The following is a 14326-nucleotide window of genomic DNA, read 5'->3' on the forward strand; positions in this document are numbered from 1 at the left end:
GAGGGGCTCCGGGGTCCGTGTGCGGGAGAGGACGGGAGTTACGGGGCCAGATTCAGCCCGATCCGGATCCCCGTGGGTGAACCGAGCGCCGACACCCCGTAATTGAGGCCGGTGCCGGTGTCGATGCCCGAGGTGCTGGTGTTGTCCAGCTGCAGGATCGTGCCGTTGTTGGCGTCCTCGCCGTCCGCGCCGATCGCGATGTCCGCCCGGGAGTAGCCGGAGAGATCGGTGAGCGACACGGACGAGCCGAGCCGGTCGTTCGGCTCGGTGGAGCCGGGGATGCCGGTGGTGTCCTGGCTGTATCCGACGGCCCCGGTGCCGGTGGGACCAGTGGCGGAGCCGCGGATCAGGAAGACCTGTCCGGCGTTGCTCTGGTTGACGCCGCCGCGGGTGATGTCCTCGCCCGGGGCACCGGTGAGGATGTCGCCGTGCCCGTCGAGGTTGACGTCGCCGATGGAGACGGACGCCCCCATGTCGTCGCCGGTCTCGCCGCCGCCCGGTACGCCGGTGGTGTCCTGGTGGATGGTCTTGCGGCCGGTCGAGGTCAGGCCGGTCGCCGAACCGAAGACCGCAGTGACGGCGCCGCCCTTGGCGGTGTGCCCGGACTCGGTGGCGGAGGGCTGGCCGACCGCGAGGTCGGTCGCACCGTCGCCGTTGATGTCACCGGCGGCCAGCGAACGTCCGCCGCGGGCGTCGAGGATGCCGACCCGCTGGAGACCAGTGGTGGAACCCTTCAGCCACAGCAGGCGCCCGATGCCGCTCGGGTCGCGGTAGCTGACGGCAGTGTCCGCGTAGCCGTCCTTGTTGAAGTCGCCGGTGACCGAGGCCGCGTAGCTGACCGCGGAGGTGTAGGCGGTGGTGTTCAGATATCCGGACTTTGCTGCGCCGGTCTTGCCGTCCCAGGCCCACCAGCGGCCGGGCTTGCCCGGCGCGACGGAGAAGATGTCGGCCTTGCCGTCGGCGTCGAAGTCACCGGTGGTGACGGTCGTACCGAGCTTTTCGCCGCCGATCCGCCCGGACGACGTGACCGAGTAGCCCTTGCCGGTCGTGAGGCCGGGACCGTACATCACGACGACCGTGCCGTTGTCGGCCTGGGTGATGTCCTCGCCGGGCCCGCCGACGACCAGATCGGCGTACCCGTCGCCGTTGACGTCGCCCCAGGCGTTGGACGAGCCGAACTGGTCGCCCGCCTCGGAGCTGCCGGGCACGCCCGCGCTGTTCTGGTTCAGCGTCCGCTTCGCCGCCGAGTTCGGGCCGTCCTCGGTGCCGGGCAGTACGGTGACGCTTCCGTCGCTGCTCGCCGCCTTCGGGAGGCCGACGATCAGGTCGGTGATGCCGTCCCGGTTGAAGTCGGTGGTCGGGATCGCGGCGTTGCGGGTGCCGTTGGTGGCGTGCGTCCGGATGGCACTGAGCCTGGAGTACAGGTACGTGCCGGGGCACTTGGTGGCGTACCCGTCGCGGTGTCCGGCGATGGTGTTGAACGTGACGTCACCGTCGGGCGCGGTGTTGCCGTCGGCATCGGTGACGAGACGGGTCAGCGTCACCTTGGCGGTGGGGCTGACGCCGTACTGACCGAGCTTCCAGGCGGCGATGCGGGCCGCGGACTGCAGCGCGGCCGGAGTCGGCTTGCCCGTCTCGAAGTTGCCGAGCAGCGAAATGCCCGTCGAGTAGGAGTTGAAGCCGTACGTGTGGGCGCCCTTGACCGGCAGGTCGGCGCCGCCGGCGCGGCCCTCGAAGATCTGACCGCACTTGTCGACCAGGAAGTTGTAGCCGATGTCGTTCCAGCCGTCGGTCTTCACGTGGTAGGTCATGATCGCGCGGACCATCGCGGCCGAGTCGCCACAGCTGTAGTTGTTCGTGTCGACGGTGTGGTGGATGAAGACCGCCTGCACCTTGTCGATGTACTCGGGCGGATCCTCGACCAGCGACTCGTCGGCGCCCCACTGGGCACGGCTGATGATCGGCGGCCGATTGACCGTCGACGGCCGTGCTGTGGGTATGGGAGTCGGGGTGCCCGTGTCCGTGGGCGTTGCGGTGATGGACTCCGTCGCGGTGACCGTGGCCGTCTGCGTCGGGGTGACGGCAGCGGTCTCCGTCGGAGAGGCGGCGTCCGTGGCCGACGGTGTTCCGGGACCGGTCGGCGTGGCGGTGTCGGTGGGAGCACCGGCGGTGTCCGACGCCGTGGGCGTCGGGGTCCCCTCCAGTGCGAACGCCGCATTCTCAGGACCGCCGGGCGCGAGGGGCGCCCCCGCAGGGTTCTTGGACTCCGCCTTGCTGACGCCTGGGTCGACCACGTGCAGTTTGAGGCCCTTCGGCAGCGCCTTGCCCTGCCGCCCCGACCCCACCTTCACCTGTACGGCGTCCGACGCTCCGACCCACAGCGGCTCGGTGGCGCGGTGCGCGGCAGCCTGCTCCCGCCCGTCCGGTCCGTCGGGGGACACCTCCAGCTCGCGCCAGGAGGACCACGTGCCCTTGTCGGCCGACCGTGTACGGACCTGAGCGGTGGCGTCCACCTTCGCCGTTCCGTCCCAGCCGATGCCGACCAGTGAGAACGGCGCCGTGCTGGTGGTCGGCAACTGCCGCTCCGTGGCGGTGCCACCGCTGATCGCGAGCGACCGCAGCGTCGCCGGACGCGCCTTTGGGCCCTTGGGACCGGCCGTGCCGTCGGACGGATTCGCGATGGCGACCGTCACCACACCGGCCCCGCCGAGAACGACGGCGCCGACGGTCAGCCAGGCGCGGCGTTTCAGGCTCATCGGTCTGTACGCATGCGACGTGCGCGGGCTCAAATGCCCCACCTCTCAGAGAAGTTTGCTGGCAGCACACCCGTCACACAGGCGGTCTGGGTTACCCAGCGCATGGAGGTGTCGAAACGTCACACAGCTCGGCCTCGCGTGTCGTACATCATGGTTTGGGTGGTGACAGCAGGGGCGGGGATGGGGTGGCTGGACCACCTGTAGCCGAGCCGGTGGTGATTCGTCCGAAATGTTCGCGGGCTCGCGTGTCGATGACGGGCTGATATATAACCGCGTCGCTCTCGCCGTCCCGCCTTCTCCCCGTCTCTCTCGTCGGCGGCCGGGACGCCCACTTCACCTGTCCCCGGAGGAATGCACCGTGCTGCCCTTTTCCCGAAAGATGCCCATCGTCATGGCCGTTACCGGCGTCATGCTCCTGGCGTCGGCCTGCGGTCGGCAGGATCACGGCGCCTCTGCCGCAGATGTCGTGCCGAGTTCCCGGAGCGAGGCTGCGAAGGTGCCGAACGCGTCCCACTCTCCCAGCAGTTCCGTCTCGGCCTCCGCCTCCGCGTCCCCTTCCGGGTCGGCCTCCGCCTCTGCGTCCGCCTCCGTATCCGTGAAGCCGTCCGGCAATCGTTCGCCGTCCGCCGGTGGGACGGGGACGCATGCGGACGGCGGTACGGGGGGCGCCCAGGCACCGACATCGGCGCCCTCCTTCCCCGTGCCCGCTTCCGTGGGTGACGCCACGCAGCTCATCACCGTGAAGGCGAGCGGTTCGTACGCCACCGTCACGGCGTGGGCCAAGGGTTCGGCCGGCTGGAAATCGGTTCTCTCCACGAGCGGCCGGGTCGGGTCGAATGGTGTCGTGGACGGTGCCACCCGCAAGCAGAGCACGTACACCACGCCCTCGGGGACGTACACCATCACCGAAGGCTTCGGTGTCGAGGCCGGGGGCACGGCCATGCCGTACACCCGGGTCAACTCCAGCCACTGGTGGGTGGAGGACCCGGAGTCGAAGTACTACAACTCGATGCACTCCTCCGCCGGTGCGGACTTCCCCCTTGTCGAGACCGGCGACCGGGGGAGTGAACACCTTGTCAACTATCCGACGCAGTACGCCAAGGCACTGGTGATCAACTTCAACCGCTGGCCGGCCACCCCCGGTCGCGGGGCCGGAATCTTCCTTCACGTCAACGGGAGCGGAGCGACCGCGGGGTGCGTCTCGGTGCCGCGCGCCACCATGGACAGCATCATGGCGTGGATCAAGCCCTCCGCCCATCCGCGTATCGCCATCGGCTGATGCGGTGGGGCCCGCCGACGCGTGAGAGGGCGGTGGGTTGTACGACTGGCTGGAATTCGCCGTATGAGAACAGACACGTCCGATACCTGTGATGCTCTCCGGCCGTCCGTCGCTGGGGCAGGCATGGATAGTGATCTTGAGAAGCTTCCTGCGGTGTCGGAGATGCGTGCCTATGTCACGCGATTCGTCGCGCAGCTGACCGAGCGGAACCGACTGCCGCTCGACTACTCCGTGGTCAGCCTGCGGCTCGTCGACCTGATCGTCGACGGGCTGCGGCACAGCCGGCCGGAGCGGGCACAGGTCGAGCCGTTTCTGCGGGGGCTGGGCGCGTACACCGGCGAAGTCATGGTGCGCCGGGCCGGCGGCCGGTGGGTGGACCTCGACGGCGGCCAGCGGGAGCTGTTCGGACAGCCGGCGGGTGTCCGCATGCCCGACGGGCGGGTCTGGAACCCGATCGGGAAGGTGGCGAACCGATTCGAGTCGGCATCGGAGGAGTCGCTCCAGCGCTTCTACATGTTGCTGCACGGGCGCGCCCGTCGCCCCGTCGCCGCCCTGTGACCTGGGCGGATCCGGACTCGCGCAGCAGATTGCCCTCGCATCGCGAACCCCCTGACTGTGACATTTCTGTGTGCTGTCACGCAGAGGAAGTAGAGGGGTGGACGGGCCGAGGAACGAGGGCCCGGTGAGCCGTTTCGGGGCGGTATACGTCGGACGCAGTCGGTACGAAGAGGAAAGTGTGGCCAAAGGCGGGGAACAGCGCCGCGGGCAGATGGACGACGCCGAGCTCGGCGCTGCGGTGGAGCGGGCTCAACAAGGTGACGAGGAAGCTTTCGCCGTGGCGTACCGGCTGGTTCATCCCGGGCTGCTCGGCTATGTACGGGGACTGGTCGGCGAGGACGGCGAGGACGTGGCGTCCGACGCCTGGCTGGAGATATCCCGTGACCTCGGACGGTTCCGTGGGGACGGGGCGGGGTTTCGCGGCTGGACCGCGACGATCGCCCGGCACCGGGCGCTGGACCACTTGCGCAAGCAGCGCCGGCGGCCGCGCACCGCACTTCTGGAGCAGGACATCCTCGAACTGCCGGACAGTCAGGACACTGCCGGATCCGCCCTGGAGACGCTCTCCACCCAGCAGGCGCTCGCGCTCATCCGCGAGTTGCCGCGGGAGCAGGCGGAAGCCGTTCTGCTCCGTGTCGTCGTCGGCCTCGACGGTCCCGCGACGGCGCGGGTGCTCGGCAAACGTGCGGGGGCCGTACGCACCTCCGCCTACCGTGGACTGAAGAGACTGGCCGAGCATCTGGGATCAGGAGGGTCGGGCAGTGTGACGTCTGCGTCGCGCCGCACGCTGAGAGATGAGACATGAGAGATGAATCGCCACAGGCGACCGATGCGCCGGTATCCCCCGAAGTGGGCGCTCTGCTGGCAGCCGTGCAACGTTCCGGTGAGGCCGGCCCCGTAGCCGAGCAGCGAGCGCTTGATGCCTTCCGGTCGGCGCGCGACGAGGGGGCACTCGCACCCGTGTCGCCGCTGCGGCGTCGCAGACGCGATGACTGGCGACCGGTCGAGCGGCTGCGCTTCGTCCGCTCGGCGCGGGCGATGATCGTCGGCTTCGCGGCCGCGGCGACGCTCGGCGGGGTCGCGGTGGCTGCGGGGTCGGGCGCGATGCCGACGCCGTTCGATGACGATGAGCACGACCGGACGCGTCCCGCACACCCCGCGAGGAGTTCCTCCGCCGCATCCGATGCGCCCGGCAGCCCCCAGTCAGGTGCGCCGAATCCCGCCGCAGGCCGTACACAACAAGGGCCGACGGATCTGCCGGGCGCCGGTCGCTCCGCCGGCCACCCGGTCCAGGCACAGGACGACGAGGCGCACTGCCGTGCGTACCGCCTGGTTCAGGGGAAGGGAAAGGCCGCGGATGCCACGGCCTTCGACCGCCTGGAGGCTGCGGCCGGTGGCGCATCGGCGGTGCCGGGCTACTGCGACGGGCTTCTCGGTCCCCAGACATCGAAGGAGAAGGACCGGACGGACAAGGGGAAGTCGGAGGTACCGGACCCTGGACAGACCTCGGAATCGGTGAAGGGCAACCGGAACGGCGCCCAGAGCGACTCCACCGCACGCTGAAACAGGCCCTGGACGGGGAGTTCACCCCCGGTGGGGCACAACCACGCTGTCATGGCTGGGCTCGGTCAGGAGCGCTTCGGGCCGGACGGCTCGGGCCCGGTCTGACGATCCCTCGGACTGTGCTGAGGCGGTCCCTGGGAGGTGGGACGGATTGCCGAATCACCCTTCTGAGGGGCGGGAGTCGGCGTGGAAGAGGGCCCGATCGACCTGGTTCGTCCGGTCGGCAGCGGCAACGGCGTGACTGTCCGGGTGACGGGCCGCGATGCCGTGGGAGACCCGCGCGGCGGTGACTTCGGTGCCCGACTCCGGCGTGCCGCCACCACCTTCCCGGGCAGTTTCCCTAACGTCTCTCGGACCTACTTGCCGGGGATTGGTGTTGCCATGAAGCCGTCCATCTGCCTGTGCATGATCGTCAAGAACGAGGCACGCGTCATCGAGCGCTGCCTCGCTTCCGTCCGCGGTCTGGTGGACACCTGGGTGATCTCCGATACCGGCTCGACCGATGGAACCCAACGGCTGATCCGTGCCGCACTCGACGGCATCCCTGGCGAACTCCACGAGGACCCCTGGGTGGACTTCGGCCACAACCGGAGCCTGAACATCCGGCGTGCGCACGCCAAAGCCGACTACCTGCTTCTCCTGGACGCCGACCTGGTGGTCCGCAGGGCCGGTCCACTGCCCCTGCTGACCGCCGACTCGTACTTGCTGCGGCACGAGGGCGCGACCGAGTGCCGCAGCAAGCGCCTGGTCCGCGGTGACATCGCTTGGCGGTACGAAGGCGTCGCCCACGAGTTCCTCACCGCCGACCAGCGCGACGACCAGGAGCTGCTGGACGCTCTCGTCATCGAGGACCACGACGACGGAGGATCGCGGCACGACAAATTCGAACGTGACGCACGGCTGCTCGGCGCCGAGCTCGAACGCGACCCCGCCAATACCCGCACCGTCTTCTATCTGGCCCAGACCATGCGCGACCTCGGCGAGAGGGAGAAGGCGATCGCGCTGTACGAGCGCCGTGCGCAGATGGGGGGCTGGAGCGAAGAGGTGTACTGCTCGCTGCTGCAGGCCGGGATCCTCAGAGCCGACTCCGACGACTGGCCGTCCGCCATGGATGCCTTCTCGCGCGCCTGGGAGGCCCGCCCGGAACGGCTCGAAGCCTGCTACGAACTCTCCTCGCGGCTGCGCGGCCTCGGCCGCCATCACGCCGCGCACGCCTTCGTCTGCACGGGACTCGACCGGGAAGCGCCGGACGACCTGCTGTTCGTCCAGCCCTGGGTGTACCGGTGGGGGCTGCTCTTCGAGTACTCGGTCACCGCCTGCTGGGTCGGTGACATCGACGGATCGCTCCGGGCCTGCGACCGGCTGCTGTCGATGCCGGATCTCCCCGACGCCTATCGCCGACAGACGCTCACCAACCGGGAGTTCGCGGAGCGGCGGCAGGCCGCGCGGACCGCCTCGTGGGCGTCGCCCCCGGACTGGCGGAGGGGTCCGCACCTCACGGCCGGCAGCTGCAGCAGCTGCCACGCCTGACGCATCGCCCATACGAGCACGCGGCAGCCCGCGACGCCCGGTTGTCAGTGCCGGACGGTTGACTGTCTTTCATGAACCGACGAGAGCTGCTCGCGGCGACCCAGGCCCTCGTCCGGCCGGACACCGGGCACCTTGAGTGCGCCGAGGACGGGCACGCGTCGGGACACGTATGTCTGACAGCCGAGCCGAGAGTGCCCCTGGTCGAGCTGGTGGAGGAAGTCAGCGGTCGGTACCAGGGCTTTTGGCCGACGCGGCGAGCGGGCGTGCCGGGCGGCGCGACAAGGCAAAGCTTGCCGGGAGGGGCACTAGCGGGCGCCGTCCACCCGGCGCCAGGTCGCCACCGGGCCCGGGGCGACGGCGTCCTCGGGGGTGACCCAGAATGCCTTCCCCAGCTCAGCGCTGAACTGGGCGCCGGTCCGTCCGTCCCCGGACGACCGGCCGGTCAGACGCCGCCCTATCCACGGCGCCAGATGCTGCCGCGCGAAGCGGAGGTCGTCGACGCGCCGTATCGCCCACCGCGGGGGCACCGTGGTGGGGAGTGGCGTCCGCCAGTCGTCCTCCGGTGGCAGTCCGAGCGTCTGCCAGACCGCCTCGGCGACCCTGCGGTGTCCCTCGGCCGTCAGATGCAGCCGGTCGACGTCCCACAGCCGGGGATCGCCGAGTGCCGGTGCCCCGTACAGATCGACGACCAGCGCACCGTGGCGGTCCGCCAACTCGTCGACCAGGGAGAACAGCTCCTCCATGCGGGGGCGGAAGCGCTCCATGACCGGTCCGTTGCGTCCCGGGCTGCGCATCAGCACCAGCTTCTTGCACGACGGCGCGAGGCGTTCCACGGCTTCCTCCAGCCGGCCGCGCACCATGCCCATGTCGCACTTGGGCCGCAGGGTGTCGTTGAGACCGCCGACCAGCGTGACGACGTCCGCCTGCATGGCGGCGGCCGCATCGACCTGCTCGGTCACGATCTGGCGGATCAGCTTCCCGCGCACGGCGAGATTCGCGTACCGGAACCCGGGGGTGCGGGCGGCGAGCCGGCCCGCGAGGACATCGGCCCAGCCGCGGTACGAGCCATCGGGCAGCAGGTCCGACATGCCCTCGGTGAAGGAGTCGCCGACCGCGACAAGACTGGTGTAGGAGGCATTCATTTCCATGGCCATGGGATCGTATCGCGGTGGCGCCCGGCACCTTCCGGGCGGAGCCGCGCCCCGCGTCCGGTGGCGCGGGCAGTCGCTGAGGGCCGGCCTCAGCCCGAACCCGCGACGACCGTCCCCGAGCTCCGGGCCGGCCACCGTGCCCGCGGCAGCCGGCCGCACGGGACCTGCGCGAAGGCGATCGGCAGGGCCGACCGGACGAGGCCGGGCGCGGTGTGCAGCCCGGTCGGCAACAGGCGGGAATGAGCATGAGGAGCCCTACGACCAGGGCACATCATTCAGAGTGCGGTGGAGACTGCCATGGTTCCGTCAGCGTGCCTGCGGCCGTCCGACCAGCTCGCGCAGCACATCCTCCATCGTGACCATGCCGGCGAGCCTGTCGTCCTCGTCGAGCACTGCCGCCAGGTGCGTACGGCTCCGGCGCATCGCGGTCAGCACGTCGTCGAGGGGCGTCGCCGCCCGCACCCGGGCGATCGGCCGCATCGCCGTGACCGGGAACGGCACATCGCGTGGCGCGACGTCCAGGGCGTCCTTCACATGGAGGTACCCCAGGATCCGCTGCTCGCTGTCCATTACCGGGAAGCGCGAGAATCCGGTCTCGGCCGAGAGCCGTTCGAGCTCCTCGGGTGTCGTCCCGATCCTGGCGTAGACCACCTGCTCGACCGGTAGCACGACGTCCCGTACCGGGCGACGGCCCAGCTCCAGTGCGTGGTGCAGCCGCTCGGCGGCGCGGTCGTCGACCAGCCCGGCGTCACCGGCGTCCTGCACCAGCCGGGCCAGTTCGTCGTCGGAGAACGTCGAGGACACCTCGTCCTTCGTCTCCACCCGCAGCAGCTTCAGCAGCATGTTGGCGAAGGCGTTGACCGTGAAGATCACCGGACGCAGGGCCCTGGCGAGGGTGACCAGCGGCGGACCGAGCAACAGCACGGTCCGTACCGGCTCGGCCAGTGCGACGTTCTTCGGGACCATCTCGCCGAGCAGCATGTGCAGATACGTCGCCAAGGACAGCGCGATCACGAACGAGATCGGATGGACCAGTCCGTGCGGCACACCCACCACGTCGAAGACCGGCTCCAGCAGATGCGCGATGGCCGGTTCGGCGACGATACCGAGGACCAGCGTGCAGAGCGTGATGCCGAGCTGAGCCGCCGCGAGGAGCGCCGACACATGTTCCAGGCCCCAGATGACGCTCCGCGCACGCCGGTTCCCGGCCTCCGCCTGGGGCTCGATCTGGCTGCGGCGCACGGAGATCAGCGCGAACTCCGCGCCGACGAAGAACGCGTTGACGACCAGGGTCAACAGACCGATGAAGAGCTGGACGGCAGTCACTGTCCGTCCTCCGTCTCGTCGTCGGAGCCGGGCAGCGGTGCGTGCAGCAGCGCCCGTGCGGCGCGGCGCCCGGAGGCGTCCACGACGTCGAGACGCCAGCCGGCCAGCTCGATGGAGTCACCGACGACAGGGATCCGGCCGACTTCCGTGGCGATCAGTCCGGCGAGTGTCTCGTACGGTCCGTCCGGCACCCGCAGTCCGATCGTCCGCAACTGGTCCATGCGGGCGGCGCCGTCGGCCGACCACAGGGTGCGCCCGTCGGCGTCCTCACCTGCCGGTGCGAGGTCCGGCGTCTCGTGCGGGTCGTGCTCGTCGCGCACCTCGCCGACGACCTCCTCGACGATGTCCTCCAGCGTCACGACGCCGGCTGTGCCGCCGTATTCGTCGATGACGACGGCCATCGGGAACTTGCTGGACAACCTGTCGAGCAGCCGGTCCACCGTGAGGCTCTCCGGTACGAGCAGGGGTTCGCGCAAAATCTCCGACACGCGCTTGCGGTACCTCTCCTCGGCCGGGATCGCCAGGACGTCCTTGATGTGCGCGACACCGACGACGGTGTCGAGGCTGCCCCGGTAGACGGGGAAGCGGGACAATCCGGTCGCCCGAGTGGCATTGGCGACGTCCTCGGCGGTCGCCTGCACCTCCAGCGCGGTGACCTGCACCCGCGGGGTCATCACGTTCTCCGCGGTCAGTTCGGCCAGATTGAGGGTACGGACGAACAGCTCCGCCGTGTCCGCCTCCAGCGCGCCCGCCTTGGCCGAGTGACGGGCGAGCGCCACCAGCTCCTGCGGGCTGCGGGCGGAGGCCAGCTCCTCGGCCGGTTCGAGACCGAACCGGCGCACGATGCGGTTGGCCGTGTTGTTGAGGTGGCTGATGAAGGGCCGGAAGATCGCGGTGAAGGCACGCTGCGGGGTGGCCACGGCCTTCGCCACGGCGAGCGGCGAAGAGATCGCCCAGTTCTTCGGGACGAGTTCGCCCACGACCATCAGGAAGACCGTGGACAGCGCTGTTCCGAGTACCAGCGCCAGCGAGGACGAGACGCTCGGGGACAGGCCGGTGGCCTCCACCGGGCCGCGGATCAGCTTCGCGATCGACGGTTCGGAGAGCATGCCGACGACCAGATTGGTGACGGTGATGCCGAGCTGTGCGCCGGAGAGCTGGAAGGTGAGACTGCGCACCGCCTTCATGGCGCTCGCCGCGCCCCGTTCACCCCGCTCCACGGCTCGTTCGAGCTGGCCGCGCTCGACCGTGGTCAGCGAGAACTCGGCGGCGACGAAGGCACCGCAGGCGAGTGAGAGCAGGACCGCCACGAGCAGCAGAAGCACTTCGGTCATCGGTTCACCTCCGTCCCATGATCGGGCAGGGGTAGGAGGCTCGCCTGGCGTCGGCGATGTCGGCTACTGGGAGGCTCGCCCATGGGCGGACGCTCACACCTTTCGGGAAGGGGCGGTCATATGAACATCCATGGTAAAGGACGGGCAAAGTTGTGCCGCGCGCGGGTGATCTCCGCGAGCGTCCCAGCCCTCGGTCTCAGTCCTTGAGGTGCTTCACCCAGCGGCTCCACTGCGGCTCGGGCGCATACCCCGCCGCATGCCAGGCGTGGTGCGCGAGCTCGTTGCGGTTCAGCACCATCGCATCGCCACGCCGTCCGCCCAGCTGTACGAATCGTTCCTCCGCCGCCGTCAGCAGCGCCCGGCCGACGCCCTGCCGCCGCTGGTCCGGATGGACCGCGAGCCGATAGAGGTGGCACCGCCAGCCGTCGAAGCCCGCGATCACCGTTCCGGCGAGCTCGCCGGAACGTTCCGCGAGGATGAGGGCTCCGGGGTCGCGGGCGATTAGCCGTTCGATACCGTCCCGGTCGTCGCTGATGCTGGTGCCTTCCGCCGCCACTTTCCAGAAGGCGAGGACGGCGTCGAGGTCGACCGGTGCCGCTGCGCGGATCGCGAGATCATTCATCCTTTTACCCCATCATCGGGCCCGCCGCACCGTCGAACGAATTCCGCCATGCGGTCAGCTCCCCGCGAGTTCCTGGAGGACCGGGGCGAACGCCTCCATGTTCGGCTCCAGTACCGCCAGGTAGGAGAAGCCGTAGCGCTCCCGCTGCTCTCTGAGCTGTTCGGCCATCTGCCGGACCGTCCCCACCGTGAACAGAGGCAGGGCCAGCGCCTGGTCCTCGTCGAGGTGAGGTGTCTTCGGCAGCACTTCGCGCACGGCCGCACGACGGTCGCGGGTGGCCCGGACGTACTGGATCAGCAGATTCAGTTCGGCTGGGCTCTCCCGTCCCGCGGCGAATCGCCGGTAGGCGGCGACACGCTCGTCGAGCTGCCCGGCGGTGAGGGGTGTGAGTGTGCCGTTCCGGTCGCCGACGGCCCCGGTGAACGCGACGATCTCGGCAAACTGTGCCGCCAGCCGCAGCACCCGGTCCCCGTTCCCGCCGATGAGCAACGGCGGCCGGGGCTTCTGCGCGGACCTCGGCAGTCGGGTGTCGTCGCGCAGCAGGCGGTCCACCTCCTCGACCGTATGTCGCAGATGATCCACCCGGCCGCCGGGGGAGAGGAACTCGATGCCCGCCCGGTCGTGCTCCTCGCGGACGTATCCGGTCCCGATTCCCAGCTCCAGGCGTCCCTCGGTCAGCGCATCCGTACCGGCCGCCTCGCGGGCCAGCAGCGCCGGATTCCAGAAGGCGGCATTCAGTACGAAGGTGCCGACACGGGGCCGCTCCGTGGCCTCCGCGGCGGCCACCAGCGCGGGGAAGGGGGCCGGCATGCCCAGATGGTCGGGGACCAGGATGACGTCGTAGCCGAGTTCCTCCGCGCGGCGGCATCGGGCGCGCCACTCGTGCCCACCGGTCGGCGTCAGCATGTTCACTCCGAATCGGAACGACCTCGCCATGAACTCTCCTTGCGCCGGGCATTCGATGGACGGTCCACCTACTCTGCCAAGGGCGAGCCGCATCCGTACGCCGAACGGCCCCCTTGCCGGTGCTAGCAATCCCGCGCTAGCTTGGTGATGTGCCCAAGACTCAGCTGAACGTACGAGTGGACGAGGCCACCGCCGAGGCCGCGCGGCAGCGCGCGCTGCAGAGGGGGATGAGCGTGAACCGCTACATAGAGGAACTCGTCAAGCAGGATGCGGGCGAAGTCGGACACACCTTTGTCGAAGCCGCTGCCGACTTCATGAAGCAGTACGAGTCGGTGTTCGCCGAGGAGTTCGGCCCGGAGCGCAAAGGCAACCGTTGAACCTCCGGATCGACCTCTCCTGGCTGCTCATGGTCGCCGAGCACAAGACGCCCGGTGACCCGCAGGTCGTCGACTGGGGTGCGCTCGTCGCCGCGGTCGCCCGCCATGAGGCGGAGATCTTCGGCAGCGCCGTCTACAGCGATCCGCACTCCAGGGCTGCCGCGCTCCTGCAGTTGCTCCTGCATGTCCCCGCGCTCGAACACTCCAACGCGTTGTTCGCCTCGGCCGTCGCATACGGCTATCTCGTCGCCTCCGGGCTGAAGGTCATCACTTCGGCCGAGCAGGTGCGAGACCTGGCCCGACTGGTCAAGGAGGGCAAGGCCGACGTCCGGGCCATCGCCGACGAACTGCGGCAGTGGAGTCTGTGAATCCTGTTGTGTGAGTCTCCTGGAATGCCGCCTTCCGTCGTGAAGCATCGTTAACGTCCGGCGCATGACACACATAAGGAACACACGTGCGAAACGGATGACGGTCGCGGTCGTGGGTGCCGCGGCGGCCCTGGTGCTCGGAGTCGGCGGAGCGATCGCCGTCGGCGCGCCGGACGACGGCTCGGCCGATCCGACCCCTGTCCCCACCGCGACGTCCGACCCCGGCACGGGCGAGGTCGGCGGCAGCACCGTCGGCGGCAGCACGGACGGCAGCGGCTCCGATAGCGGCAGCGTGAGCGGTTCGGGCGGTGTCGACCCCAGCCCGAGCGATGCGCCGAGCCCGACCGGAGCCCCGGACCCCACTGTCGGCCCGGATCCCACCGACAGCCCGGATCCCACCGGCAGCCCCGCACCCAGCGAACCGGCGAGCCTCGACGACCTGGAGAAGCGGATCGACGAGCTCGGCAAGAAGATCGACGAGCTGCCCACGAAGAAGGACCTCGCCGACGCGCTGCGGGCGCTCGCGGACCGGCTTGAGCAGGACGACTAGCGCCTG

15 protein-coding genes are annotated in these 14326 nt (G+C 69.7%); 8 read left to right on the plus strand and 7 right to left on the minus strand.

Features of this window, described 5'->3' with window-relative positions:
• Positions 1 to 38: 38 nt before the first annotated feature.
• Positions 39 to 2756, minus strand: coding sequence for an FG-GAP-like repeat-containing protein (locus tag OG972_RS34870; protein WP_266988386.1), 2718 nt, complete (start codon positions 2754 to 2756; stop codon positions 39 to 41).
• 441 nt (positions 2757 to 3197) lie between these two features.
• Positions 3198 to 3482 (minus strand): hypothetical protein, encoded by a 285-nt coding sequence (locus OG972_RS34875; RefSeq protein WP_266988388.1) that lies wholly within the window; start codon positions 3480 to 3482, stop codon positions 3198 to 3200.
• Between OG972_RS34875 and OG972_RS34880 the strand changes: the two genes are divergently transcribed.
• The 5 genes from OG972_RS34880 (at position 3469) to OG972_RS34900 (ending at position 7686) form a co-directional block, all read left to right on the plus strand.
• Positions 3469 to 4035, plus strand: coding sequence for a L,D-transpeptidase family protein (locus OG972_RS34880; protein WP_266988390.1), 567 nt, complete (start codon positions 3469 to 3471; stop codon positions 4033 to 4035). The two genes, OG972_RS34875 and OG972_RS34880, sit on opposite strands and share 14 nt — an antisense overlap.
• Before the next feature lie 123 nt (positions 4036 to 4158).
• On the plus strand, positions 4159 to 4593 hold the full coding sequence (locus tag OG972_RS34885; protein ID WP_266988392.1) for a hypothetical protein: 435 nt from the start codon (positions 4159 to 4161) through the stop codon (positions 4591 to 4593).
• A gap of 178 nt (positions 4594 to 4771) precedes the next feature.
• A complete protein-coding gene (locus tag OG972_RS34890; RefSeq protein ID WP_266988394.1) occupies positions 4772 to 5398 on the plus strand; it encodes an RNA polymerase sigma factor in 627 nt (208 codons plus the stop codon).
• Positions 5395 to 6156, plus strand: a complete 762-nt coding sequence (locus tag OG972_RS34895; protein ID WP_266988396.1) for a hypothetical protein — start codon at positions 5395 to 5397, stop codon at positions 6154 to 6156. The genes OG972_RS34890 and OG972_RS34895 overlap by 4 nt, the downstream gene beginning before the upstream one ends.
• Positions 6157 to 6537: 381 nt before the next feature.
• Positions 6538 to 7686 (plus strand): glycosyltransferase, encoded by a 1149-nt coding sequence (locus tag OG972_RS34900; RefSeq protein WP_266988398.1) that lies wholly within the window; start codon positions 6538 to 6540, stop codon positions 7684 to 7686.
• A 305-nt stretch (positions 7687 to 7991) separates the two neighbouring features.
• Here the strand turns inward: OG972_RS34900 and OG972_RS34905 are convergent, their stop codons facing one another.
• From OG972_RS34905 to OG972_RS34925, 5 genes are all read right to left on the minus strand, one after another.
• Positions 7992 to 8834, minus strand: a complete 843-nt coding sequence (locus OG972_RS34905) for an SGNH/GDSL hydrolase family protein (RefSeq protein ID WP_266988400.1) — start codon at positions 8832 to 8834, stop codon at positions 7992 to 7994.
• A gap of 309 nt (positions 8835 to 9143) precedes the next feature.
• Positions 9144 to 10163, minus strand: coding sequence for a hemolysin family protein (locus OG972_RS34910; RefSeq protein WP_266988402.1), 1020 nt, complete (start codon positions 10161 to 10163; stop codon positions 9144 to 9146).
• Positions 10160 to 11497 (minus strand): hemolysin family protein, encoded by a 1338-nt coding sequence (locus tag OG972_RS34915; protein WP_266988404.1) that lies wholly within the window; start codon positions 11495 to 11497, stop codon positions 10160 to 10162. The genes OG972_RS34910 and OG972_RS34915 overlap by 4 nt, the downstream gene beginning before the upstream one ends.
• Positions 11498 to 11693: 196 nt before the next feature.
• Positions 11694 to 12119, minus strand: coding sequence for a GNAT family N-acetyltransferase (locus OG972_RS34920; RefSeq protein WP_266988406.1), 426 nt, complete (start codon positions 12117 to 12119; stop codon positions 11694 to 11696).
• Between the two features lie 54 nt (positions 12120 to 12173).
• Positions 12174 to 13055 (minus strand): LLM class F420-dependent oxidoreductase, encoded by an 882-nt coding sequence (locus OG972_RS34925; RefSeq protein ID WP_266988408.1) that lies wholly within the window; start codon positions 13053 to 13055, stop codon positions 12174 to 12176.
• Between the two features lie 119 nt (positions 13056 to 13174).
• Here OG972_RS34925 and OG972_RS34930 point away from each other — a divergent pair, with 119 nt between their 5' ends.
• From OG972_RS34930 to OG972_RS34940, 3 genes are all read left to right on the plus strand, one after another.
• Positions 13175 to 13402 (plus strand): hypothetical protein, encoded by a 228-nt coding sequence (locus OG972_RS34930; protein WP_024493431.1) that lies wholly within the window; start codon positions 13175 to 13177, stop codon positions 13400 to 13402.
• Positions 13399 to 13770 (plus strand): fic family toxin-antitoxin system, toxin component, encoded by a 372-nt coding sequence (locus OG972_RS34935; RefSeq protein ID WP_266988410.1) that lies wholly within the window; start codon positions 13399 to 13401, stop codon positions 13768 to 13770. Before OG972_RS34930 ends, OG972_RS34935 begins: the two co-directional genes overlap by 4 nt.
• 64 nt (positions 13771 to 13834) lie before the next feature.
• Positions 13835 to 14320: a hypothetical protein gene (locus OG972_RS34940; RefSeq protein WP_266988412.1), complete on the plus strand. Its 486-nt coding sequence runs from the start codon at positions 13835 to 13837 to the stop codon at positions 14318 to 14320.
• Positions 14321 to 14326: the final 6 nt, after the last annotated feature.

Source organism: Streptomyces sp. NBC_01669, from assembly GCF_026339735.1.
Taxonomy (GTDB): Bacteria; Actinomycetota; Actinomycetes; order Streptomycetales; family Streptomycetaceae; genus Streptomyces; species Streptomyces yanii.

Bases quoted from the DNA above. Each gene is read 5' to 3' on its own strand.
- OG972_RS34870 (WP_266988386.1), bottom strand. From the start codon at position 2,756: ATGAGCCTGAAACGCCGCGCCTGGCTGACCGTCGGCGCCGTCGTTCTC.
- OG972_RS34885 (WP_266988392.1), top strand. From the start codon at position 4,159: ATGGATAGTGATCTTGAGAAGCTTCCTGCGGTGTCGGAGATGCGTGCC.
- OG972_RS34895 (WP_266988396.1), top strand. From the start codon at position 5,395: ATGAGAGATGAATCGCCACAGGCGACCGATGCGCCGGTATCCCCCGAA.
- OG972_RS34900 (WP_266988398.1), top strand. From the start codon at position 6,538: ATGAAGCCGTCCATCTGCCTGTGCATGATCGTCAAGAACGAGGCACGC.
- OG972_RS34905 (WP_266988400.1), bottom strand. From the start codon at position 8,834: ATGGAAATGAATGCCTCCTACACCAGTCTTGTCGCGGTCGGCGACTCC.
- OG972_RS34915 (WP_266988404.1), bottom strand. From the start codon at position 11,497: ATGACCGAAGTGCTTCTGCTGCTCGTGGCGGTCCTGCTCTCACTCGCC.
- OG972_RS34920 (WP_266988406.1), bottom strand. From the start codon at position 12,119: ATGAATGATCTCGCGATCCGCGCAGCGGCACCGGTCGACCTCGACGCC.
- OG972_RS34925 (WP_266988408.1), bottom strand. From the start codon at position 13,055: ATGGCGAGGTCGTTCCGATTCGGAGTGAACATGCTGACGCCGACCGGT.
- OG972_RS34940 (WP_266988412.1), top strand. From the start codon at position 13,835: ATGACACACATAAGGAACACACGTGCGAAACGGATGACGGTCGCGGTC.